The 23907-nt window shown below is 66.8% G+C and carries 21 protein-coding genes; 14 read left to right on the forward strand and 7 right to left on the reverse strand.

Annotated elements, in window-relative coordinates; all coding sequences use genetic code 11:
• The first annotated feature begins 16 nt into the window (after window positions 1-16).
• From ACSYHF_RS00195 to ACSYHF_RS00220, 6 genes are all read left to right on the forward strand, one after another.
• Window positions 17-1606: a family 43 glycosylhydrolase gene (locus ACSYHF_RS00195; RefSeq protein WP_447575980.1), complete on the forward strand. Its 1590-nt coding sequence runs from the start codon at window positions 17-19 to the stop codon at window positions 1604-1606.
• Between the two features lie 39 nt (window positions 1607-1645).
• On the forward strand, window positions 1646-2704 hold the full coding sequence (locus tag ACSYHF_RS00200) for a LacI family DNA-binding transcriptional regulator (protein WP_005421130.1): 1059 nt from the start codon (window positions 1646-1648) through the stop codon (window positions 2702-2704).
• A 195-nt stretch (window positions 2705-2899) separates the two neighbouring features.
• Window positions 2900-3748 (forward strand): 5-dehydro-4-deoxy-D-glucuronate isomerase, encoded by an 849-nt coding sequence (gene kduI / locus ACSYHF_RS00205; protein ID WP_049416190.1) that lies wholly within the window; start codon window positions 2900-2902, stop codon window positions 3746-3748.
• Between the two features lie 79 nt (window positions 3749-3827).
• A complete protein-coding gene (kduD, locus tag ACSYHF_RS00210; protein ID WP_005421125.1) occupies window positions 3828-4583 on the forward strand; it encodes a 2-dehydro-3-deoxy-D-gluconate 5-dehydrogenase KduD in 756 nt (251 codons plus the stop codon).
• A 314-nt stretch (window positions 4584-4897) separates the two neighbouring features.
• Window positions 4898-5863: an IS110 family transposase gene (locus tag ACSYHF_RS00215; protein WP_253137552.1), complete on the forward strand. Its 966-nt coding sequence runs from the start codon at window positions 4898-4900 to the stop codon at window positions 5861-5863.
• 34 nt (window positions 5864-5897) lie between these two features.
• On the forward strand, window positions 5898-6995 hold the full coding sequence (locus ACSYHF_RS00220; RefSeq protein ID WP_005421124.1) for a GDSL-type esterase/lipase family protein: 1098 nt from the start codon (window positions 5898-5900) through the stop codon (window positions 6993-6995).
• Window positions 6996-7021: 26 nt separating this feature from the next.
• Here ACSYHF_RS00220 and ACSYHF_RS00225 read toward each other — a convergent pair whose 3' ends face one another.
• From ACSYHF_RS00225 to phhA, 3 genes are all read right to left on the reverse strand, one after another.
• Window positions 7022-7987 (reverse strand): IS110 family transposase, encoded by a 966-nt coding sequence (locus ACSYHF_RS00225; protein WP_253137552.1) that lies wholly within the window; start codon window positions 7985-7987, stop codon window positions 7022-7024.
• A gap of 311 nt (window positions 7988-8298) precedes the next feature.
• Entirely contained in the window at window positions 8299-8949 is a 651-nt protein-coding gene (locus ACSYHF_RS00230; protein WP_005421122.1) for a DMP19 family protein, read from the reverse strand.
• Between the two features lie 31 nt (window positions 8950-8980).
• Window positions 8981-9874 (reverse strand): phenylalanine 4-monooxygenase, encoded by an 894-nt coding sequence (gene phhA / locus ACSYHF_RS00235; RefSeq protein ID WP_262221926.1) that lies wholly within the window; start codon window positions 9872-9874, stop codon window positions 8981-8983.
• A 125-nt stretch (window positions 9875-9999) separates the two neighbouring features.
• Here phhA and ACSYHF_RS00240 point away from each other — a divergent pair, with 125 nt between their 5' ends.
• The gene (locus ACSYHF_RS00240; RefSeq protein ID WP_005411782.1) at window positions 10000-10485 is read left to right on the forward strand and encodes an Lrp/AsnC family transcriptional regulator; all 486 of its coding nucleotides are present in this window, start codon (window positions 10000-10002) and stop codon (window positions 10483-10485) included.
• Window positions 10486-10524: 39 nt separating this feature from the next.
• Here the strand turns inward: ACSYHF_RS00240 and ACSYHF_RS00245 are convergent, their stop codons facing one another.
• Both ACSYHF_RS00245 and ACSYHF_RS00250 read right to left on the reverse strand, forming a co-directional pair.
• Window positions 10525-11517: a patatin-like phospholipase family protein gene (locus ACSYHF_RS00245; RefSeq protein WP_032954732.1), complete on the reverse strand. Its 993-nt coding sequence runs from the start codon at window positions 11515-11517 to the stop codon at window positions 10525-10527.
• Between the two features lie 184 nt (window positions 11518-11701).
• Entirely contained in the window at window positions 11702-12718 is a 1017-nt protein-coding gene (locus tag ACSYHF_RS00250; RefSeq protein WP_005421115.1) for a TIGR00266 family protein, read from the reverse strand.
• Between the two features lie 160 nt (window positions 12719-12878).
• Between ACSYHF_RS00250 and ACSYHF_RS00255 the strand changes: the two genes are divergently transcribed.
• Entirely contained in the window at window positions 12879-15149 is a 2271-nt protein-coding gene (locus tag ACSYHF_RS00255) for a TonB-dependent receptor (RefSeq protein WP_134956138.1), read from the forward strand.
• A gap of 112 nt (window positions 15150-15261) precedes the next feature.
• Here ACSYHF_RS00255 and ACSYHF_RS00260 read toward each other — a convergent pair whose 3' ends face one another.
• Complete coding sequence (locus tag ACSYHF_RS00260) at window positions 15262-16101, reverse strand: acid phosphatase (protein ID WP_005421113.1); 840 nt, start codon at window positions 16099-16101, stop codon at window positions 15262-15264.
• Between the two features lie 261 nt (window positions 16102-16362).
• Here ACSYHF_RS00260 and ACSYHF_RS00265 point away from each other — a divergent pair, with 261 nt between their 5' ends.
• Both ACSYHF_RS00265 and ACSYHF_RS00270 read left to right on the forward strand, forming a co-directional pair.
• Window positions 16363-17241, forward strand: coding sequence for a hypothetical protein (locus tag ACSYHF_RS00265; RefSeq protein ID WP_134956137.1), 879 nt, complete (start codon window positions 16363-16365; stop codon window positions 17239-17241).
• A gap of 11 nt (window positions 17242-17252) precedes the next feature.
• Entirely contained in the window at window positions 17253-18455 is a 1203-nt protein-coding gene (locus tag ACSYHF_RS00270; protein ID WP_032954734.1) for a DUF4785 domain-containing protein, read from the forward strand.
• A 124-nt stretch (window positions 18456-18579) separates the two neighbouring features.
• Here ACSYHF_RS00270 and ACSYHF_RS00275 read toward each other — a convergent pair whose 3' ends face one another.
• The gene (locus tag ACSYHF_RS00275; RefSeq protein WP_053496707.1) at window positions 18580-19401 is read right to left on the reverse strand and encodes an ABC transporter ATP-binding protein; all 822 of its coding nucleotides are present in this window, start codon (window positions 19399-19401) and stop codon (window positions 18580-18582) included.
• Between the two features lie 151 nt (window positions 19402-19552).
• On the opposite strand from ACSYHF_RS00275, the gene ACSYHF_RS00280 reads away from it, so the two are divergent.
• The 4 genes from ACSYHF_RS00280 (at window position 19553) to ACSYHF_RS00295 (ending at window position 23625) form a co-directional block, all read left to right on the forward strand.
• Window positions 19553-20755, forward strand: coding sequence for a DesA family fatty acid desaturase (locus tag ACSYHF_RS00280; protein WP_188248845.1), 1203 nt, complete (start codon window positions 19553-19555; stop codon window positions 20753-20755).
• Entirely contained in the window at window positions 20752-21084 is a 333-nt protein-coding gene (locus ACSYHF_RS00285; protein ID WP_061480454.1) for a hypothetical protein, read from the forward strand. Before ACSYHF_RS00280 ends, ACSYHF_RS00285 begins: the two co-directional genes overlap by 4 nt.
• 19 nt (window positions 21085-21103) lie before the next feature.
• A complete protein-coding gene (mutM, locus tag ACSYHF_RS00290) occupies window positions 21104-21916 on the forward strand; it encodes a bifunctional DNA-formamidopyrimidine glycosylase/DNA-(apurinic or apyrimidinic site) lyase (RefSeq protein WP_329916070.1) in 813 nt (270 codons plus the stop codon).
• A 104-nt stretch (window positions 21917-22020) separates the two neighbouring features.
• Window positions 22021-23625, forward strand: coding sequence for a glucan biosynthesis protein (locus tag ACSYHF_RS00295; RefSeq protein WP_032954730.1), 1605 nt, complete (start codon window positions 22021-22023; stop codon window positions 23623-23625).
• Window positions 23626-23907 lie beyond the last annotated feature (282 nt).

Here is a 23907-nt window from a genome sequence, read left to right on the forward strand (position 1 = left end):
CCACAAGGAGACTGCCATGCGTGCACTGCGTATCGCCGCCACCGCCACTCTGCTCGTGCTGTTGCTGCCGGCACGGCCTGCACCCGCGGCGGAGGCCGCGCGCGCCCCGGCGCAGTGGGCGCGGGGGCTGGAACACCAGCGCCAGGCGGACCGTGGCGATGGCACGTTCCTCAATCCGGTGCTGGCCGGCGACCATCCGGATCCCTCGGTGCTCAAGGACGGAGACGATTACTACCTCACGCTGTCGTCGTTCGACGCCCATCCCGGCCTGCCGATCTGGCACTCGCGCGACCTGGTGAACTGGCAGCCGCTGGGCCATGCGATCACCCGCAACGTGGGGGCGATCTGGGCGCCGGACATCGTCAAGCACCGGGGGCGCTACTTCATCTACTTCCCGGCCCGCACCGGCGAGCGCCGCAGCAACTTCGTGGTCTGGGCCGATGACATCAAGGGCCCGTGGAGCGCGCCGATCGACATCGGCCTGGGCGGCTACATCGATCCCGGCCATGCAGTGGGTGAAGACGGCAAGCGCTACCTGTTCCTCAGTGGCGGTGATTACGTGCAGCTGGCCGACGACGGGTTGAGCGTGGTCGGTACGCCGAAACACGTCTATGACGGCTGGCGCTACCCGCAGGACTGGGACGTTGAGGCCTACGCGCAGGAAGGCCCGAAGATCCACGTCCGCGACGGCTGGTACTACATGACCACGGCAGTGGGTGGCACCGCCGGTCCGCCGACCGGGCACATGGTGATTACGGCGCGCTCGCGTTCGATCCACGGACCATGGCAGAACGCGCCCAACAACCCGATCACGCGCACGCAGTCGGCGGCCGAGCCCTGGTGGTCACGCGGCCACGCGACGGTGATCGAAGGGACCGATGGGCGCTGGTGGATGATGTACCACGGGTACGAGAACGGCTTCTGGACGCTGGGTCGGCAGGCCCTGCTCGAACCGATCGAATGGACCGCTGACGGCTGGTTCCGGGCCAACGGCGGCGACCTCGGCCAGCCACTGCGCAAGCCGGCAGGACAGGCGCTGTCGCCTCATGGCATGGCGCTGTCGGATGATTTCCGCGGCAGCACGCTTGGCCCACAGTGGGCGTTCTTCAACCCGGCGCAGGACGAGTACCGCCGGCTGGGTTTCAGTGGCAACGGCCTGGTCCTGCAGGGCAAGGGCAGCACGCCGCGCGATGCCTCGCCGCTGACCACCATCGCCGGCGACCGGGCCTACCAGTTCGAGGTGGAGATGGAGATCGCCCCCGGTGCCGTGGGTGGCGCGCTGCTGTTCTACAGCGACCGGCTGTACGTGGGCGTGGGCAGCAACGGCGAGTCGTTCATCATGCATCGCTACGGCGAGGAGCGCCCTGCCAGGCCGGCGCCGGGCCGCGGCGGCCGGCTGTGGTTGCGGGTGACCAACAACCGCCACATCGTCACCTTCCACTCCAGCACCGACGGGCACACTTGGCAGAAGTATCCGGTTCAGATGGAAGTGTCCGGATACCATCACAATGTCGCGGGCAGGTTCCTGGCGCTGAAGCCGGCGCTGTATGCGGCCGGCGACGGTGCGGTAACCTTCCGCAACTTCCGCTACCGCGCGCTGGACTGAGCGCGGAGCCGGAATCCCCAGACTTACCCGGTTCAAAACATGTCAGTGCGCAACAAGAACGATGCCGCTACGCCGGCATTGGCGAAGGGCAAGGTAGCCACCATCAACGACATCGCGCGACTGTCGGGTGTATCCAAGAAAACGGTTTCAAGAATCATCAACAACTCGCCACTGGTGCGCAAGGACACTCGCGACAAGGTGGAAGCGCTGATGCGTGAAGTGGGCTATACGCCCGATCCACTGGCCCGCGGGCTGGCGTTCCGCCGCTCCTTCCTGATCGGCATGGTCTACGACAACCCCACCGCGCAGTACATCGTGGACATGCAGTACGGCGCGCTGGATGCATTGCGTGGATCCAGCTTCGAGCTGGTGGTGCATCCCTGTGATAGCCGCAGCCCCGGCTACATCGAAGGCGTGCGTCGCTTCGTGCAGCAGCAGAAGCTGCACGGCGTGATCCTGGTGCCGCGTGCCTCGGAAGACCAGGCGCTGGCGGACATGCTGGATGAGATCGGCTGCCGGTTTACCCGCGTGGCAGCGCTGCCGCTGGACGAAAGCTCGCAGATGGTGGTCACCCATGACCGCGATGGTGCGGCCGAAGCCGCCGACTACCTGCTCTCGCTCGGCCACCGTGACATTGCCCTGGTGACCGGTCCCAGCGCCTACCGTTCGGCCCATGAACGTACCGCCGGCTTCATCGACGCACTGTTGCAACGCGGTATCGAGCTGCCGAAGGACCGCATCATCGAGGCCGGCTACACCTTCGAATCCGGTGTAGCCGCTGCCGAGAAACTGCTGCTGGGCAAGCGCCGCCCGACCGCCATCTTCACCGGCAACGATGAAATGGCTGCCGGTATCTACAAGGTGGCGCTGCGAGCGGGCATCAACATTCCGCGCCAGCTGTCCATCGTCGGCTATGACGACAGCCCGCTGGCCTCGCGCCTGTGGCCCTCGCTGACCTCGGTGCGCCGGCACACGCGCGATACCGGGCGCACCGCCGCGGCGATGCTGATCCAGCCCGAAGGCCAGGCCGCGCTGCCCATTGCCAGCGTGCGGCCGCACCTGATCGTCCGCGATTCCTGCCAGCCGCCGGAGGATTGATCCCCCAGGGATCAATCCTGCAGGTCATGACCTCTGGTCGTAACACGCCCCTGCCCCATCCACCCGATCCACCGCGCCTGCGGGCCATCCCGGCATCGTGCGACGCAAAATGACACCGGTTTCCTGTCTGGCTAGAATCGACCGTGAACCGCGCCGGGGCCGACCCGTCGGCCCGCCCCCCGCTCTGGAGACGCCATGTACAGCAAGACCCATTACGCCACCCATCCCGATGCCATCCACGGTGCCAGCAACGACCAGCTGCGTGACCTGTACCTGCTCGATGGCCTGTTCAACGCCGGTGCGGTGACCCTCAAGTACACCCACTACGAGCGCTTCGTGATTGGTGGCGCCGCCCCGGTGGACGCACCGCTTGCGCTGCCGACCCAGACCGAACCCGCTTCGGCCGCAGGCCACCCATTCCTGGAGCGCCGGGAACTGGGCGTGATCAACGTCGGCAGCGGCACCGGTACGGTCACCGTGGATGGCACCGTCTACACGCTGGGTCCGAAGGACGGTCTGTACGTGGCCATGGGCAGCAAGGAGGTCGTATTCGCCTCGCAGGACGCCGCCAACCCCGCCCAGTTCTATCTGGCCTCGACCCCGGCCCATGCCCGCTTCGAAACCAGGCAGCTGTCCATCAAGGACGCCGTTGCACTGGACCGCGGCGCGCTGGAAACCAGCAACGAGCGCACCATCTACCAGTACATCGTGCCAGCCACCTGCCAGTCCTCGCAGCTGCTGCTGGGCCTGACCGTGCTCAAGCCGGGCAGCGTGTGGAACACCATGCCGCCGCACCTGCACGACCGTCGCAGCGAGGTCTACTTCTACTTCGACCTGGGCGACAGCGACCGCGTCTACCACTTCATGGGCGAACCGGACGCGCAGCGCCACATCGTGATCCAGAACAACGAAGCGGTCGTGTCGCCGCCGTGGTCGATCCACATGGGTGCCGGTACCAGCAACTACGCCTTCATCTGGGCGATGGGTGGCGAGAACCTGGACTACACCGACATGCACGTGCTGGACATCTGCCAGCTCAAGTAAGCCCGCCTGGCCGCCGCGCACCGTGTGCCGGCGGCCGTAGCGCTGACCCCGCTCGCCCCAATCAAGGAACGCATACGCAATGGCTAATCCCTTCAGCCTGGAAGGCAAGGTCGCTCTGGTAACCGGTGGCAACACCGGTCTGGGCCAGGGCATCGCCGTGGCACTGGCCGCCGCTGGCGCCGACGTCGCCGTGGCCGGCATCGCCCCGCCCACCGACACCATCGAAAAGATCACCGCGCTGGGCCGCCGCTGCCTGGCCATCGAAGCCAACCTGATCAGCATCGAGCCGGTGGCGCGTGTGGTCCGCGAGACCATCGAAGGGCTGGGCGGGTTGGACATCCTGGTCAACAACGCCGGCCTGATCCGACGCGCCGATGCGGTGGACTTCAGCGAGCAGGACTGGGACGACGTGATGAACGTCAACCTCAAGTCCGCGTTCTTCATTTCGCAGGCCGCCGGCCGCCACTTCATCGAACAGGGCCACGGCAAGATCATCAACATCGCTTCGATGCTGTCCTTCCAGGGCGGTATCCGCGTGCCGTCGTACACCGCCAGCAAGAGCGGCATCGCCGGGATCACCCGGCTGCTGGCCAACGAGTGGGCGGGCAAGGGCATCAACATCAATGCCATCGCCCCGGGCTACATGGCTACCGACAATACCGCCCAGCTGCGCGCCGATGAAGCGCGCAACAAGGCGATCCTGGAGCGCATCCCGGCCGGCCGCTGGGGTACGCCGGATGACCTGGCCGGTGCGGCCGTGTTCCTGGCCTCGTCCGCGTCGGATTACATCAACGGTGCCGTGCTGCCGGTCGATGGTGGCTGGCTGGCGCGCTGACGGCAAGGCGACGAACGGTGGGTGCGGACCTTGGTCCGCACCGCTTTCCCAAAGCAGCCGAGCACGGCTCGGCTCTTGTGTCTCGGATGGTGCCCTGATCAGGCACAATTCCCCGGTGACCCGGGAGGCTCCGATGACGCTGCCTCGGCTCTTAAGCCTTTGAGCTTGCAAAGTAGATTCAGCGCGTCGGCGGCCTGACACCGCCTTGGAACTTGAACGGTATCTTAGGCCCACCCTTGGGTGAGAGCCTGTACTCACAAGGGCAAGTCTGGCGGCTTCCGATCACGATCGTAAGTTCAAGCTGGAGCGAAATCATGCAATTTATCGGCATCGACGCTGCCAAGGCGACCTTTGATATCGCCTTGCCGCTGCCTGATGGCAAATATCGAACCAAGGCCAAACTCCCCAATTCAGCCAAGGGCTTTAATGAGCTTCTTGCTTGGCGCGCCAAGCATGCGCCGAACGCGGCGGTAGGCATGGAGGCCACCGGTATCTACCACGAAGCTTTGGCGCGAACCTTGGTGGAAGCAGGGGTGGTGGTTCATGTGGCCAATCCCGCCCGGGTAAAGGCGTTTGGACAGGCGGAGGGCATCCGGACCAAGACGGACCGCAGCGATGCCAAGCTGATTGCCCGGTTCTTTGAGGCGCAGCGCTCGGAGAAGTTGCATCCCTACGTTCCGCCGACCCCCTCGGAGGTGAAACTGCGTGCCTTGGTACGGCGTCGAGATGACCTCCAGGAAATGCTGCAGATGGAGCGCAATCGCCTGGACGTTGCCGACATCTCGGTCCAGCAAGGGATCAAGGATGTGATCCAGACGCTGGAGGAGCAGATCAAGCAGGTCCAGAAGGCGATTGAGGACCATATCGATAACGATCCGGACCTGCGCCAGCGTCATCACCTGCTTACCAGCATTCCCGGTGTAGGCAACACCAGCAGTGCCCAGCTGCTGGCCATGCTGGGGGATCTAAGCAAATACAGCGACGTGCGCCAGGTGGTTGCCCACGCAGGCCTGAATCCGGCCCAGCGTCAATCAGGAAACTACGAAGGCAAATCCCACATATCACGCGTGGGCGACGCCAATTTCCGCAAAAAGCTGTACATGCCGGCGTTGACCGGGAAGACCTACAACCCCAGGCTGAAGTCCTTTGCAGACCGGCTCAGCGCGAAAGGGAAGCCCTTCAAGGTCGTCATGTGTGCGGTGATGCGCAAGCTCATCCATCTGGTTTGGGGCGTACTGAAAAGCGGCCGCCCATTTGAGCCTGACGGCGCCCTTGCCTAGGCAAGGGCAACACGGTATCTACAAGGGCCTGGTCATGCGCAAGCTGTTGCTGCTGTTGCTGCTGTCGTGCACCACCGCACAGGCGGCGCCCGTGCGGGTCTTCATTGCCGGCGACTCCACTGCGGCCGCATACGGCCCCGAGCGCGCGCCGCAGGCCGGCTGGGGCCAGGCGCTGCAGAGCTACCTGGACCCGGCGCGCTTGGAGGTGCACAACCACGCCAAGGGCGGGCGCAGCACGCGCAGTTTCATCGACGAAGGGCGCCTGGATGCCATCGCCGCCGAGCTGCGCCAAGGCGACGTGCTGCTGATCCAGTTCGGCCACAACGATGCGAAGTTCGAAGACCGCACGCGTTATACCGACCCGGACAGCGACTATCCGCGCCTGCTGATGCGCTACGTACAGGTCGCGCGCGGAAAGGGCGCCACGCCGGTGCTGGTCACGCCGGTGGCGCGGCTGCTGTACGACTTCGGTTCACTGCTGGACACGCATGGCCGCTACACACAGTCGATGAAGGCGCTGGCCGCGCGCGAGCAGATTGCGCTGATCGATCTGAATGATCGCAGCATGCGCTGGATCCGCGCGCTGGGTGAGGAGGGCGCGCGACCCTACTTCCTGTTCGTGCCCGAACAGAACAAGGCCGACGGCACCCATTTCAGCGTGGCCGGCGCCCATGCGGTGGCCTGCCTGGTATTGCGCGAGGCGGTGCCGCTGCTACCCGCGCTGCAGCCGGCGCTGGTGCGGGACATCGACTGCGACGTGATGGATGCAGGGCAGGGCGCCGGTGCGACGGGAGATTCGCAGGTCGTGCACGAAGGCACGATTGCGCGCATGCAGCCCGGCCCGCACGGCGGCGGCGGGCCCACCACCGCGTATCCGTTCTTTGCCGGCGCGGCGGACCTGCCCTTCGTGCTGCGCAAGCGCGTGCTGCACAAGGGCGCGGGTATCGGCCTGCATCCGCAGCACAAGGATGAGATCTACTACATCGTCAGTGGGCAGGGCAGCTACGTGCTGGACGGCAGGCAGTACGACGTGCACGCCGGGCACGCGCTGCTGACCCGCAAGGGCAGCCGCCATGCGCTGCAGCAGGTGGGTGACGAGGACCTGGTGCTGCTGCTGGCGTACCCGCGCTGATCCTGTAGATACCGTGTTGCCCTTGCCTAGGCAAGGGCGCCGTCAGGCTCAAATGGGCGGCCGCTTTTCAGTACGCCCCAAACCAGATGGATGAGCTTGCGCATCACCGCACACATGACGACCTTGAAGGGCTTCCCTTTCGCGCTGAGCCGGTCTGCAAAGGACTTCAGCCTGGGGTTGTAGGTCTTCCCGGTCAACGCCGGCATGTACAGCTTTTTGCGGAAATTGGCGTCGCCCACGCGTGATATGTGGGATTTGCCTTCGTAGTTTCCTGATTGACGCTGGGCCGGATTCAGGCCTGCGTGGGCAACCACCTGGCGCACGTCGCTGTATTTGCTTAGATCCCCCAGCATGGCCAGCAGCTGGGCACTGCTGGTGTTGCCTACACCGGGAATGCTGGTAAGCAGGTGATGACGCTGGCGCAGGTCCGGATCGTTATCGATATGGTCCTCAATCGCCTTCTGGACCTGCTTGATCTGCTCCTCCAGCGTCTGGATCACATCCTTGATCCCTTGCTGGACCGAGATGTCGGCAACGTCCAGGCGATTGCGCTCCATCTGCAGCATTTCCTGGAGGTCATCTCGACGCCGTACCAAGGCACGCAGTTTCACCTCCGAGGGGGTCGGCGGAACGTAGGGATGCAACTTCTCCGAGCGCTGCGCCTCAAAGAACCGGGCAATCAGCTTGGCATCGCTGCGGTCCGTCTTGGTCCGGATGCCCTCCGCCTGTCCAAACGCCTTTACCCGGGCGGGATTGGCCACATGAACCACCACCCCTGCTTCCACCAAGGTTCGCGCCAAAGCTTCGTGGTAGATACCGGTGGCCTCCATGCCTACCGCCGCGTTCGGCGCATGCTTGGCGCGCCAAGCAAGAAGCTCATTAAAGCCCTTGGCTGAATTGGGGAGTTTGGCCTTGGTTCGATATTTGCCATCAGGCAGCGGCAAGGCGATATCAAAGGTCGCCTTGGCAGCGTCGATGCCGATAAATTGCATGATTTCGCTCCAGCTTGAACTTACGATCGTGATCGGAAGCCGCCAGACTTGCCCTTGTGAGTACAGGCTCTCACCCAAGGGTGGGCCTAAGATACCGTTCAAGTTCCAAGGCGGTGTCAGGCCGCCGACGCGCTGAATCTACTTTGCAAGCTCAAAGGCTTAAGAGCCGAGGCAGCGTCATCGGAGCCTCCCGGGTCACCGGGGAATTGTGCCTGATCAGGGCACCATCCGAGACACAAGAGCCGAGCCTGCGCTCGGCTGTCTTGCATCCGGTTGATCGCAGCCGAGCATGGGCTCGGCTCTACGGGCTGCTACAGCCGCTCTGCACCGAAGTGCAGCAGGCCCAGCCGGGCAAGGTCTTCCGGGCGTTCGAAATAGGCTTCCTCGAACGCCTCCAGCGCTTGCTGTTCGTCTTCGCTCAGCGCGTCGTACAGGTCAGCCAGTTCTTCGATCGCCGGGTCGTCCTCCAGCCGATCCAGCAGCCCGCGCATGCCGGCCAGGATCGCGTGCGTCTGCACTGCGCCCATCGCCTGCAGCGCGCGCAGCGCCAGCTGGCAGGTCGGGTCGCCCCAGTTGCACAGGAACTGCATGAAGCCGCCGTTGTTGATGTCCGCTTCCATGCGCCACAGCGCTACCAGCTGCTGGTCCTCATCGGACAGCGCATCCAGCGTCCATCCGGCGTCCTTCAGCCGCGCCATCGCCGCGTCGTAGCGGTCTTCCCAGACCTGGTTGGGGATATCGACCACGCCCGCCTCGCGTGCCGGCAGCAGTGCCGGCCAGTTCACGCCCAGGCCATCGGCGGTGGCGACCCACTGCGCGCGTTGCCCGGCATCGGCTTCGAACAGCGCGGGTGCCCAGCGCAGCGGCTGTCGGGTGCGCCGGCCATCGGCCAGGGCCAGCAGGATGAAGTCGTCGTCGAAAGCGACGTCGGTCACGCGCAGGGCGGCAAACACATCGGTCATGCCGTGCAGGATACCCGCAGGCCAGCGCGTCTCACACGTCGCCGCCGTCGGCCCAGCCTTCGCCGTTGCCCTTCTGGAACACGCGGTCGTCGCCCTGCACGTCACCGGCCGGCAGATGCGCCTGGTTGGCCAGTGCCGCGTAGATCGGGGTGAAGTCCGGCGACGTCGCCTGCATCAGCTGTTCGAAGCTGTCGATGACGAAGTAGGTCTTCTGGAAGGTGTCGATGCGGTACTTCGTGCGCATGATGCGCTGCAGGTCGAAGCCGATGCGGTTGGGCGCGGCCGATTCCAGCGAGTACAGCGACTCGCCCTTCGACGACACAATGCCGGCACCGTAGATGCGCAGGCCCTCGGGCGTATCGATCAGGCCGAACTCCACCGTGTACCAGTACAGGCGGGTCAGGTTCTGCAGCGCATCCGGGCCGATCGCGTGGGCTTTGACGCCGCCACGGCCGTATGCCTCCATGTAGTCGGCGAACACCGGGTTCATCAGCAGCGGTACGTGGCCGAACAGATCGTGGAACAGGTCCGGCTCGGCGATGTAGTCGATCTGGTCCGGGCGACGGATCCACCAGGTCACCGGGAAACGGCGGTTGGCCAGATGGTCGAAGAAATCCAGTTCCGGCAACAAGCCTTCAACGCCGACCAAGGTCCAGCCGGTGGCGGCGCCGAGCACTTCGTTGAGCTGGTCGAAGCGCGGAATCATGTGTGCGCTCATGCCCATCTCGTCCTGCGCATCCAGGAACTCCTGGCAGGCACGGCCGACCAGCAGCTCGCGCTGGCGCTGGTAAAGCGTGCTCCAGGTCGCGTGGTCGTCGGCGCTGTAAGTGTCCCATGGCTGCTCGACGAGCGCGGTGGTATACACCGGCACGTAGCCCTTGTCGGTCTGCTGGTGTTCGACGCGGCGGGGCTGGGCGAGGTCCATGCGGCACTCCTGGATGGGATACCCATGATGCTAGGGCAGGGGACGCGCAACAGGGTTGCAAAAGTTGCGCCGATTGGCCTTGTTGGCGCAATATCCTTGCGTACTCACCATGTTGCGGGGCAACAATGGCCGGAGAAGTCCAGTTCGATCGCACGGATATACGCCTGCTGGCCGAAATCCAGCGGGATGGGCGCGCCACCAACGCCGAACTGGCGGCGCGGGTGAATCTCTCTCCTTCGGCCTGCCTGCGGCGGTTGCAGCGGCTGGAAAGCGAGGGCGTGATCGTCGGCTATGGCGCGCGGCTGGAGCCACGGCAGCTGCGGCTGGGCCTGCAGGCCTTCGTGCGCGTACAGCTGGAAAAGCACGACCAGGCCGCCATCGGCCACTTCGTGGACAGCGTGCAGGCGTGGGACGAGGTGGTGGCCTGCCACGCGCTGACGGGTGACATGGACTACCTGCTGCACGTCTACGTGCGCGACCTGGAGCACTTCTCGCGCTTCCTGCTGGACCGGCTGCTCAATGCCGGTGGCGTGGCCGATGCCAATTCCAGCTTCGTGCTGCGCACGGTGAAGGGCTTCCAGGCGTTGCCGCTGTCGCAGCTGGAATCCTGAGCAACCACCGGGCGGGCCCGGTGGCCTGGCTTCAATGGATCAGCACTTGTCCTTGCGGCCCATCAGCTTGCCCAGGCGCGAGGCTTCCTCGCACTTCGGCGCGGCCACCGGTGCCGGTGCGGCTGCTGCGGCGCGCGCGCGCTGCAGCTGCTGGATCCTGGCGCGGATCTGCGGCATCGCTGCCATCGCAGCCTTTTCGCCTTCCAGGATCGCGGTGCCACGCTGGCTGAAATCGGCGGCACCGATGTCCAGTACCTTCGGGCGGATGACGATGTCGGCGCGCGCCAGTTCCTGCTCGCCCAGGCGCTGGCCCATGATCGAGATGGACTGGTTGACGATGCCCAGCATGTCGGTCGGCGCCTTGCCGCTGGCCTTGCTGGAGATGTCCACGGCGATCACGAAGTCGGCGCCGAGCTGGCGTGCGGCATCCACCGGCACCGGGCTGACCACGCCACCATCGATGTAGTTGCGGCCGCCGATCTTCACCGGCTCGAACACACCGGGAATGCTGCTCGACGCGCGCACTGCCTGGCCGACGTTGCCGCGCACGAAGATTGCGCGCTCGCCGGTTTCGAGCTGGGTGGCGACGGCGGCGAACGGCTTCTTCAGGCGCTCGGCGGGACGGTTGGCGACCTGCTCGTTGACGTAGTCCTGCAGCTTCTGGCCCTGCACCAGGCCACCGGAGAACAGGCGCACATCGCGGATGCTGGCTTCGTCCAGCGCGACGGCCTTGCTCTGCATCTGGAAGGCATCCATGCCGCTGGCATACAGGGCGCCGACCACGCTGCCGGCGCTGGTGCCGGCGACCACGGCTGGCTCGAAGCCGTTGGCCTCCAGCATCTTGATCACGCCGATATGGGCAAAGCCTTTGGCCGCGCCGCCGCCCAGGGCGATGCCGATCTTCACCGGCTTGGCCTGCGGGACCACGGTCGGCGCAGGCGGTGGCGTGGGGCGGACCGGATCGCCACCGCAGCCGGCCAGCAGGCCGATCAGGGCGACGGACAGCATCATGCGGGGGCGGAACAGGCTCATCGGCAGTGCGCGCGCGGCGCCGGATTCAGGAAAGGGCGCCAGCATACCGAAGCCGCGGCGGGGCGGGCAGGGTGGGAAATATCGCCCATTCATAAAGGTAGTGCCGGCCGCTGGCCGGCAACCATAGGGAAACTGGCAACGGTCCACGGGGCTGCCGGCCAGCGGCCGGCACGACCGGAAGCGGTCAGAAGCGGTTATCGCCATCCAGCATCCGGCCCAGGCCGCCCAGCACCGAGCCTTCGCCGCGGCTCTGGCCGCCGCCCTGCGGTGCGGCCATCCACATGCGGCCGGCCAGGCGTGAGAACGGCAGCGACTGCAGCCAGACCTTGCCGGGGCCGGTCAACGTGGCCAGGAACACCCCTTCGCCGCCGAACAGCATGCTCTTGATGCCGGCCACCCGACGCACGTCCATGTCCACCGTCGGGTGGTAGGCCACCACGCAGCCGGTATCCACGTCCAGGCGTTCGCCGGCGGCCAGCTCGCGCTCCACCACGCAGCCGCCGGCGTGGATGAACACCCAGCCGTCGCCCTCCAGTTTCTGCATGATGAAACCCTCGCCCCCGAACAGGCCGGTCATGATCTTGCGCTGGAACTGCACGCCGATCTGCACGCCGCGCGCGCCGGCCAGGAAACTGTCCTTCTGGCAGATCAGGCGGCCGCCGTGCTGGTCCAGTTTCATCGCCAGCACCGTGCCGGGGTAGGGCGCAGCGAAGGCGACCTTGCCCTTGCCATGGCCGCTCTGGGTGTAGACGGTGGCGAACAGGCTTTCGCCGGTCAGTACGCGCTTGCCGGCAGCCATCACCTTGCCCATGAAGCCGCCGCCCTGGTCGCCATTGGCGGCGCCGAACACGGTATCCATCTGCACTGTGGCGTCCTTGAACATCAGCGCGCCGGCCTCGGCAATGGCGCTCTCGCCGGGATCAAGCTCGATTTCCACGAACTGCATTTCATGGCCGACGATGCGGAATTCGATGTCGTCGGCGCGGCCGCTGGCGGCGGCGGGGACCGGGGGTGGGGTGTGGGGCATGCCCGGGGCCGCGGATTGCAGTTCGGGCACTTCGGCAATCGAGGTCCATCCGCTCATGCCCTGGCACCAGGCCAGCGCGCGCGGGTTGGCCTGCGCGTAACGGCGCGCGGCCGGGTCATCGAGCGGTCCGATTCGGTCGGCCTGGGCCGAGGCATGGAAGTACCACTGGGTCATTGCGGCGGCTCCGCGGCGCTGGAAAACCCCGAGTCTAGCGAGCGCCCCGGGGGGCAGGGCGACGGGGCCATGAACGGCCGGCATTTGCGGGGCAGGTGCTGTATTGCAACAATTATCTGGTAGCGCCGTTTTACCACCCCTCCAAACACAGCCTACCGCCATGTCCCCGACCCGCACTTCCCGTGGCCGCCTTCCGGTCGCGCGCCCTCTCGTTGCCGCTCTTTCCGCCCTGCTGCCGCTGGTAGCAGCCGCCCAGGAAACCCCTGCCGCCAAGGATCCGGTTGCCCTCGACACCCTGCAGGTAACCGCGCAGCGCCGTGTCGAGAACGCCAAGGACGTACCGGTCGCAGTCAGCGCGATCCAGGGCGAGAAGCTGGATGTGCTCGGTTCGGCCGGTGATGACATCCGCTTCCTGGCCGCACGCGTGCCCAGCCTCAACATCGAGTCGTCCTACGGTCGTGCCTTCCCGCGCTTCTACATCCGCGGCCTGGGCAACACCGATTTCGATCTCAATGCCTCGCAGCCGGTGTCGCTGGTATACGACGACGTCGTGCAGGAAAGCCCGCTGCTGAAGGGCTTCCCGCTGTTCGACCTGGCCAACGTGGAAGTGCTGCGTGGCCCGCAGGGCACCCTGTTCGGCCGCAACACGCCGGCCGGCGTGGTCAAGTTCGATTCGGCCCGCCCGTCGCAGGATGCCGACGGCTATATCCGCGTCGGCTACGGCAGCTACAACAGCTGGAACGTGCAGGGCGCGTACGGCGGCCCGCTGACCGACCGCTGGTCGGCGCGCGTCTCGGCGATCTACCAGCGTCGTGACGACTGGGTCGACAACACCCGTGTGGGCGCGCCCAACAGCGGCTTCGAAGGCTATGACGAAGCGGCAGGCCGCGTGCAGTTCCTGTACGAAGGCGATGACTTCGAAGCGCTGTTCAACCTCCACAAGCGCAAGCTCAACGGCACCGCCCGCCTGTTCCGCGCCAACATCATCCAGAAGGGTGGCAATTCGCTGGTCGAGAACTTCGACCGCGACAAGGTGGCCAACGACGGCGTCAACTTCTCCGACCTGGAGACCTGGGGGGGCAGCGCGCGCCTGCAGTGGAACCTCGGCTCGGTGACCCTGCACTCGATCACCGGCTACGAGACCGCTGAATCGCTCAACCGCGGTGACATCGACGGTGGCTACGGTGCGGCCTTCCTCGGTGCCGGCAACTACGGCCCGGGCCTGATTCCGTTCTCCTCGGAGTCGGCTGATGGCCTGCCGCACCATCGCCAGTGGACGCAGGAATTCCGCGTCGAGTCCAACGAGTGGGGCCGCTTCGACTGGCAGGCCGGCGTCTTCTACTTCGATGAAGACGTGACCATCAACAACTTCAACTACGACTCGCTGGCCGCGGGCAATCCGCAGACCGGCCACGTGGTGCAGAACCAGCGCAACAAGGCCTGGGCAGTGTTCGCCTCGGGTGACTTCGACGTCACCGACCGCTTCAAGCTGCGTGCCGGCGTGCGCTACACCCAGGACAAGAAGGACTTCAGCGCCAGCGTGCTGCAGGCGGTTCCGTTCGGCACCCCGGTCAGTGGTCCGTACCTGGCCAACACCGACGTCAACGACGTCAGCTGGGACCTGAGCGGCGTCTACAAGCTGACCGACGACATCAACGCCTACGCCCGCGTGGCCAAGGGTTTCCGCGCGCCGTCGATCCAAGGCCGCCTGGCCTTTGCGCCGGGTCTGTCGCAGGCCGATTCGGAGAAGGTCATCTCGTACGAGGCCGGCATCAAGGCCGACCTGTTCGAGCGCCGCGCGCGCCTGGGCCTGAGCGTGTTCCGCTACGACGTCGATGGCCAGCAGCTGATCGCCGTGGGCGGCTCCAACAACACCGCCACCCTGCTCAACGCCGACAAGACCATCGGCCAGGGCGTCGAGCTGGACCTGGAGGCCTACCTGGCCGACAACGTCCTGCTGACCTTTGGCAGCAGCTACAACGACACCGAGATCAAGGACAAGAACCTGGCGGTGGCAATCTGCGGTGGCGGCTGCACCATCACCGACCCGACCACGGTGATCAACGGCCAGACCTACGCGCTGGTGAACGGCAACCCGCTGCCGCAGGCGCCGAAGTGGATCCACAACGCGACCCTGCGCGTGGGCTTCCCGCTCAGCGATGGCAGCGAGCTGTACGCCTACACCGACTGGGCCTACCGCAGCGCGGTGAACTTCTTCATCTACGAGTCGCCGGAATTCCGCGGCCGTAGTTCGCTGGAAGGCGGCCTGCGCCTGGGCTACAACTGGGAGTATGGCCAGTACGACGTGGCGGTGTTCGGCCGCAACCTGACCAACCAGACCCGCGTGGTCGGTGCGATCGACTTCAACAACCTGACCGGCTTCCTCAACGAGCCGCGCACCTGGGGCGTGGAGTTCACCGCGAAGTTCTGATGCGGTCGCTGCGGTAGTGCAATGAAGAAGGGCCGGCGCACTGCCGGCCCTTCTGCTTCGCACCCACCGGTAGTGCCGGCCGCTGGCCGGCAATGACCGATCGCGCAGGCGCCTACAGCGCGCTCTGCGGGCGCACCTTCAGTACCGCGTTCTCGGTGGTGCAGTCGCGGCTGGAGTGCAGGCCGGCCTTGCGCGCGGCAGCGATCTCCTTGCGTGCGGCCAGCAGGTCCTTGTTGAACGCGGCGTTGTCGTGCAGGCGGGCCACGGCGGCGGCACCCATGAAGCGGCCTTCCAGGATGTCGCTCTGCCAGTGCACGTTGCACACCAGGCGGCTCTCGCCGTAGTTGCGGCCGCGGGCCTGGATGGCATCGGCGCGGTCCGGCACGATCTCCGACAGGATCAGTGCCCAGGCCCAGCCGATCGACGTGTGGCCGGATGGATAGGAACCATTCTTGCGCAGGCCATCCTCGTCCTTCGGCGAGCAGGTCGGCTCACCGTTGACCATGAACGGGCGCGGGCGCTGGTAGTGGTTCTTGGCTGCCTTGGTAGCGGCGCTGGCGTCGATCCGGCTGCGCTCCAGCAGTCGATACAGCGCCGGAGTCTTCACCGCATCGACGTCGATGTCGGCGGCGCAGGAGAAGTGGTTTGCACCTTCGGGGAAGCCGAGTTCCGCATCGATGCCGGCCTGGGCGAAGCGCGGGCTGCCTCGCAGCGCGCGGGCTTCACGGCTGACCTGTTCGTCCAGGGCGAGGGCGGCCGAACCGGCCACCGGCGGTGCCGGCACCAGATCGAGGCTGGCCGGAACAGCGCTCTTGTCCAGATAGCCCACGGCCTTGGTGGTGATGTTGGCTTCGACGGCGGTCGGCTTGGTGGCCGTGGCAGCACAGCCGGCCAGGGCCACGGCAACGGCGAGGCCGAGCAGCGGGCGGGCAGGGTGGGAAATCAGCGACATGGACGGGCTCCGGAGGAAAAACATCGCGTCATGATCGCAGCCCGTGCGCGGCACCGCAGTGGCCATCGGTCATACGGCCAGACCCGGCATGGTCATCACAGGAGATGAAGAACGTCATCGAAGGGTGCCAGTCTGCTGAATCCGGGCGCAGCGCACGGACTTTCACGCGGCCGCACCGTGAGCATCGGCACATCGGCAGGCACCAGGGGCCGTCCAGTTCCAGCCGGGTCGGGGGGATCCGAAGACAGAGGGAGAGAAGCGATGCGCAGCACCGCAACAGGAAGTACCGTCCTGGCCCTGCTTCTGGGGCTGGCAGCAGCACCGACGCAGGCCGCCGACGTGATCGGCGTGGCCTTCGTGCATGGCACCGGCGCGCAGACCAATGCCACCCAGGACTACTGGCAGCCGGCGATCATCGACACCGTGCGCCAGGGCCTGCCGAACAGCAGCAACTATGTGGTCATCAACTGTGACTTCACCCAGTACATGTGGAAACCGGAGGCCGCCGGCTGTCTGGCCAACCAGCTGACCGGCTTCATCGACAGCCGTGGCATCACCCAGCTGGTGGTGATCACCCATTCCAACGGCGGCAACGTGATGCGCTGGATCCTGTCCAATCCGACGTACGACAGCCGCTATCCGAAGATCATCCGCACGGTGCGCAAGGTCAACGCACTGGCACCGTCTTCGGCGGGCACGCCACTGGCCGATGCGGTGCTCAACGGCAATACCTTCGAAACGTCACTGGGCTGGCTGCTGGGCTACAAGAACGACGCGGTACGCCAGCAGCAGGTGGCCAGCATGGCCACCTACAACGCGCAGAACCTGTACGGCACGGCCGGTCGCCCGGCGCTGCCCAAGCCGTTCCGCGCGGTGGTCGGCAGTGACGTGGAATCGGCGGTGTGGGACAGCAACAGCTACTGCGGTGGCTATGCCGCCAACGTTGGCCTGGAGTTCACCCAGAACTGGTTGTCGTCCTGCTCCGATGGCTTCCTGGAGTGCAGCAGCCAGAAGGCGGCCGGCACCACCTGGTTCACCGACACAGCGCGCACCCAGGGCGCAGAACCGCTCAGCCACAACCAGAGCCGGCGCGAGTGCTTCGGCCTCGGCACCCTGCTGCGCAACGACCTGACCCAGTGAGAGAGATGACCATGACGACCCATTCCACCCTGCTGGCCAGTGCGGTGCTGGCAGTACTGTCCCTTTCCGCCGCGCAGGCCGCGCAGCCTCTGCAGGCGGCCCGCGCGGGCGATCAGGTGCCTGCCGCATTGGTGGCCGCGCCGCTGCCTGCCGATGAAAGCGAACACGCGCCGTTGTCGTTTGCCTGGGCGCTGGACCCGGCACAGCCGCTGCAGGCGGCCACGCCATATGCCTCGGTCAGCCGCAGTTACTGGCAGCAGGTCGATGGCACGCAGCTGCAGCGCGGCCTGGACCTGCCGCTGACGGCGCCCGATGCGGTGATCCAGCTGAGTCCGGCCGCAGGAGCCCGCGCGCTGCCGGCCAACACCCTGCAGGTGCGCGACCCGGCTGGCCGCAGCAGCGTGGCCCGCAGTGTCGATGCGCGCGCGCTGCAGGATGCCGGCATGCCGGTGAGTGATGGCAGCAGCATGCTGCGCACCGGCGCGACCAGTGCCGCCGGTGCGTACACCCTGCAGAGCACGCAGGCGCAGGGCCGCTATGTGGTGCAGGTGCTGGAGCCTAACAGCCCGCTGCGGTTGGAAGTGCAGGCCAACCAGGCGCAGGTGCTGGCCGGTGGCAACGTGCAGCTGCAGGCACGCCTGCTGGAAGACGGCGCCACCACCGCGCAGCTGGCATCGCGTCGTGGCGGCCTGGGGGGGGAAGCCCTGCTTGTCGCACCGGATGGCCGCAGCTGGCCGCAGCGCCTGCTGCGCACCACCGATGGCAGCCTGCGCGCGCAGGTGCGGATCCCGACCGACATCGGCACCGTGCAGGGGCTGTGGGAGCTGCAGGTGTTCGCCCAGGCCGATGGCGTGCTGCGCGATGGCAAGGTGGCCTTCGCGGTGGCACGGCCGACCGCGCGTTTCAGTGGCCAGGCAGCACCGGACCCGTCCAGCCGCCAGGTGGCGCTGCCGCTGCAGGTGGCTGCGGCAGGCCGCTACGAGGCACGTGGCACGCTGTATGCCACGGCCCGCGATGGCCGGATGAGGCCGGTCGCGCAGGCACATGCAGCCGCGTGGTTCGATGGCCCAGGCGCCGGCCAGCTGGTGCTGCCGTTCGACGAGGCCGCGTTGCCGGCCGGTTTTGGCGCACCGTACGAGCTGCGTGACCTGCAGCTGCAGGACCAGAGCCGGATGGCACCGATCGAGTCGCGCGCGCTGGCGTTGCGGTTCTGAGGTTGCGTGCAGCGGGCCGGGGGCCGGCCCGCTGCTCCTGTGTAGAGGCGAGCCCATGCTCGGCGGCCGTTTGCCGTGATCAGGAGCAGCCGAGCGTGGGCTCGGCTCTACAACGGCATGCCGATCACCCCGCGTATGCGGTCAGCCGGCCTTCCTGCTCGCAGACGGTGATCGCGCCGCCGAACACCGCCGACAGCGGTTCGTTGCGCAGCAGCTCGGCGCGGGTGCCGTCGGCCAGCACGCGGCCATCGCGCAGCAGTACCACGCGCTCGATCTCGGGAATGATCTCTTCGATGTGGTGGGTCACCAGCACCAGGGTGATGCCCTGCTGCGCCAGCACCCGCATGGTCGCCACCAGCTGCTCGCGGGCGACCAGGTCCAGCCCGGTGGAGGGTTCATCCAGCAGCAGTGCCTGCGGCCGGTTGACCAGCGCGCGGGCGATCAGCACGCGGCGGGTCTCGCCAGCGGACAACTCGGCGTAGGCGCGGTCGCGCAGGGACAGGGCGCCGGTCATCGCCAGTGTCTCGCCCACGCGTGCGCGCATATCGGCGGTCACTTCGCGGAAGGCCGGCACCACGTAGCTGGCGAAGAAGCCGGACAGCACTGCCTGTTCCACGGTCAGGCCCGGCATGTCGGCCAGGTTGCTGCTGAGATCGCCGGTGACGATGCCGAGCTGCGATCGCAGCCGGTCCACCTGCCAGCGGTTCTGCCCCAGCACCCTTACCGCCACGGAGCCGTCGACCTGCGCCAGCGGGTACAGCTCGCGGGTGATCAGCTTGATGAAGGTCGACTTGCCGCAGCCGTTGGGGCCGAGCAGGGCGGTGTGCTGGCCCTGCGCGATGCGCAGGCTGAGCCCGTGCAGCACCTTCACCTGGCCGCGCACCACGGTGGCGCGGTCCAGTTCGATCAAGGGGGGCAGCTCCGCAACGGGCGGGGCGGCAGTCATGGTGCTGGCGCGTGGATCAAGGCTCGACAACTCAGGTCCCCAACTGTGAACGGTGCCACGGATGGCGATGCGATACATCGCCGCAGGGATGCAGTTTGCAACGCAAGCGCCCATCATGTCTGCCATCCCCGCGTCGATCCGGAGAGCTGCCATGTCTGATGCCCTGATGTCCCTGTTGACCGGTGGTGTGCTCGGCCTCGGCTGGTGGGCCATGTTGGGCGTGCTGCTGGTCTTCACCCAGATCACCATCTTCTCGGTGACCCTGTACCTGCACCGCAGCCAGGCCCATCGCGGGGTCGATTTCCACCCGGCGCTGGCCCACGTGTTCCGTTTCTGGCTGTGGCTGACCACGTCGATGATCACCCGCGAGTGGGTGGCCATCCATCGCAAGCACCACGCCAAGGTGGAGACCGAGGACGATCCGCACAGCCCGGTCACCCGCGGCATCGGCAAGGTGTTCTGGCATGGCGTGGAGCTGTACCGCGAAGCGCGCGGCATGCGCGCGGACATCGAGCAGTACGGGCGCGGCACGCCGGACGATGCGATCGAGCGCCACCTGTATACCCCGCACGCCACGCTGGGGCCGGTAGTGCTGCTGGCGATCAACAGTGTGCTGTTCGGCCTGCCCGGCGTGGCGCTGTGGGCGATCCAGATGGCGTGGATCCCGTTCTGGGCGGCGGGCGTAGTCAATGGCTTGGGCCACTGGTGGGGGTACCGCAACTACGAGTCGGCCGATACCTCCACCAATCTCACGCCGTGGGGGTTCTGGATCGGTGGCGAGGAGCTGCACAACAACCACCATGCCTTCCCCAGTTCGGCGCGCTTCGCGATGAGGCGCTGGGAGTTCGACATCGGCTGGAGTGCGATCCGCCTGCTGCAGGCGCTGCGACTGGCCAGGGTGCTGCGGGTGGCACCGGCCATGGACGTGCGCCCGAACATCGCCGTGCCCGATGCCGAAACCCTGAAGGCGCTGCTGTCGCATCGCTTCCAGGCGATGACCGATTACCAGCGCAACGTGTTCATGCCGGCCCTGCGCGAGGAGGCCGCGCAGGCCGGGGCCAAGCTGCGCCGCCTGCTGCCACGCCGGTTGCGCCGTGGCCTGGTCAACGATGGCCGCTGGCTGAAGCCGGACAGCCGCGCCCAGCTCAGCGCATGGGTGGCGCAGCGGCCGCGCATCCGCACCCTGGTCGAGTACCGCGGGCGATTGGCTGCGCTGCTGGAAGCCCGTGGCCACGACGCCGCCGAGCGCCTGCATCAGCTGCAGGCGTGGTGCCGCGAGGCCGAGGAAAGCGGCATCGCGGCGTTGCAGGCCTACGCCGCACGGTTGAAGGGCTACAGCCTGGTGGGCGCGTGAGGGCAGGGTACGGGCTTCTGCTGGCGGCGCTGCTGCCGGGTGCGGCGCTGGCCCAGGTCACCGACACCGCCAGCTATCTGCAGCGGATGGACAGCGATGGCGACGGCAAGGTCAGCGAGGCCGAGTACGTGCAGTGGATGCTGTATGCCTTCGACCGCATGGACCGCAATGGTGATGGCGTGCTGAGCGCCGACGAGCTGCCCGGCGGCAAGGGCAGGGCAATCCGCCGCGAGCAGCAGCGGCAGGTGATCGTGCAGCGCTTCCACAAGCAGGATGCCAACGGTGATGGCTTCCTGGATGCCCGCGAGCTGTCCGCGCCGCCGCGTTGAGCGGGCGTAGAATCGCACCATGCCTGAACTGCCCGAAGTCGAAACCACCCGCCGCGGCCTGGCGCCGCACCTGCAGGGCCGGCGCGTGCATGGCGTGATCCTGCGCCGCGCCGACCTGCGCTGGCCGATTCCACCGGAAGTGGCCGAGCTGCTGCCGGGGCAGCGCATCGAGGACATCCGCCGGCGCGCCAAGTACCTCCTGCTGGATACCGCCATCGGCAGCGCCGTGCTGCACCTGGGCATGTCCGGCAGCCTGCGCGTGCTGCCCGGTGATACCCCGCTGCGGGCGCATGACCACGTCGACATCAGCCTGGACAATGGCCGCCTGCTGCGCTTCAACGACCCGCGTCGCTTCGGCAGCCTGCTCTGGCAGCCGGCTGGGGAGATCCACCCGCTGCTGCAGGGGCTGGGCCCGGAGCCACTGGACGACGCGTTCGACGGCGATTACCTGTTCGCCCGCAGCCGGGGCCGCAGCGCGCCGGTGAAGACCTTCCTGATGGACCAGGCGGTGGTGGTGGGCGTGGGCAACATCTACGCCGCCGAGAGCCTGTTCAAGGCCGGCATCAGTCCGTTGCGCGAGGCAGGAAAGATCTCGCGAGAACGCTACCAGCGGCTGGCCGACGCGGTGAAGGAGATCCTGGGCTACGCCATCACCCGCGGCGGCACCACCCTGCGCGATTTCATCAGCCCCGACGGTGCGCCGGGCTACTTCGAGCAGGAGCTGCTGGTGTACGGCCGCGACGGGCTGCCGTGCCCGAACTGCGGGCGCGCGCTGAAGTACGCCACCATCGGCCAGCGCGCCAGCGTCTGGTGCAGCCACTGCCAGCGCTGAGCCGGCGACCAGCGGCAGCTGAACGGGCAGGGCGCGTCTCCGCTGCCCGTTAACGTTTGTCTGCCTATGATGGCCGACCTTCCTCCCTGTGCCTGACGCGCTGCATGCAACGACGCGACTTCATCCGCAATGCCTCCCTCGCCCTGGCTGCATTCGGCCTGCCGTCCCTGCCCGCGTGCGCGGCCAGCAGGAGCGGCCAGATGGGCCTGCGCCGCCTCGGCCAACCGCAGCCGTTCGACTTCGCCACCCTGAAGGGCCAGGCGCGCGCGCTGGCACAGGCGCCCTACAAGAGCCACAAGCGGGTGTTGCCGGGCCGCCTGGAAGGCCTCGACTGGGACCAGTACCAGTCGATTGGCTACCGCCAGGACCATGCGCTGTGGGCCGACCAGCCCGGCAAGTTCCAGGCCAAGTTCTTCCACCTGGGCCTGTACTTCCATTCGCCGGTGCGCATGTTCGACGTGGTCGACGGCAAGGCGCAGGAACTGGCGTATGACGGCGCGGCGTTCAACTACGGCAAGAGCGGCATCAAGGATGGCGAGCTGCCGGCCGACCTCGGCTTCGCCGGCTTCCGCCTGAACACCCGCAAGGACACCGACCGCGACTTCGCCGCCTTCCTGGGCGCCAGCTACTTTCGCGCGGTCGGCAAGGAAGGCCAGTACGGCCAGTCCGCGCGTGGCCTGGCGATCGACACCGGCATGGGCAAGCCGGAGGAATTCCCGGACTTCATCGCTTACTACCTGGAGCAGCCGTCGGCCGATTCGGAGACGATCGTGGTCTATGGCCTGCTGGATTCGCCCAGCGTGGCCGGTGCCTATCGCTTCGCGATCACCAATGGCGACGTGCTGCTGATGGACATCGACAGCGCGCTGTACCCGCGCAAGGCGATCGAGCGGTTGGGCATCGCCCCGTGCACCAGCATGTACCAGGTGGGCGAGAACGACCGCCGGATGGGCTGGGACTGGCGCCCGGAGATCCACGATACCGATGGCCTGTCGCTGTGGACCGGTGCCGGCGAGTGGATCTGGCGGCCGCTGCTGAACCCGCGCAACCTGCGTTTCAACATGTTCGTGGACCGCAACCCGCGCGGCTTCGGCCTGCTGCAGCGCGACCGCAATTTCGACCATTACCAGGACGACGGCGTGTTCTACGAGAAGCGCCCGTGCCTGTGGGTGGAGCCGAAGGGCGAATGGGGCGAGGGCTCGGTGCAGCTGGTGGAGATTCCCACCGTGGACGAGACGTTCGACAACATCGTGGCGTTCTGGAACCCGAAGGAAAAGCCGCAGCCGGGCCAGGAGCTGCTGGTCGGCTACCGCTTGTACTGGGGCGCCGAACCGCCGGCGCGCCCGCCGCTGGCGCACTGCGTGGCCAGCCGCACCGGCCTGGGCGGTGTGGTCGGCAAGAAGCGTGAGTACTTCAGCTGGCGCTTCGCGGTGGACTTCGAAGGTGGCGAACTGGCCAGGCTGATCGACAAGGCCGAGGTCGAAGCGGTGGTGGAAGCCAGCCGTGGCCGGGTCGAGATCGTGTCGGCGCGCCCGCTGCGCGAGATCAACGGCTATCGCGCGATGTTCGACCTGGTGCCGCCGGAAGGCAGTACCGAGCAGATCGACATCCGCCTGTTCCTGCGCAGTGGTGGCAAGACCCTCACCGAGACCTGGCTGTACCAGTACACCCCGCCGCCGGCCGGTGCGCCGGAGCGCACGCTGTACTGAGTGGTTTGGGATTGCAGGGCTTGCAGCCCTGCACCTGCTTCAAGCCAAGGCAACGTCAAATGCGTGCATTCCGTCGGATGGCGGGGTGGGTCCGGTTGAGGGGGGCGGCGTAAATACGTCCATGTAGCCTCGGTCGCGCCATCCATGGCGCTCACGCCCCCTCAACCGGACCCACCCCGCCTTCGACAGATCTCCGCGATCTGTGGGAATTGCTCTTGGGGTCAGATCCGTTTCCCGAAGGAAAACGGATCTGACCCCGGAATTTCATTCGATACCTGACAG

The sequence above is a fragment of the Stenotrophomonas maltophilia group sp. P373 genome, assembly GCF_053295075.1.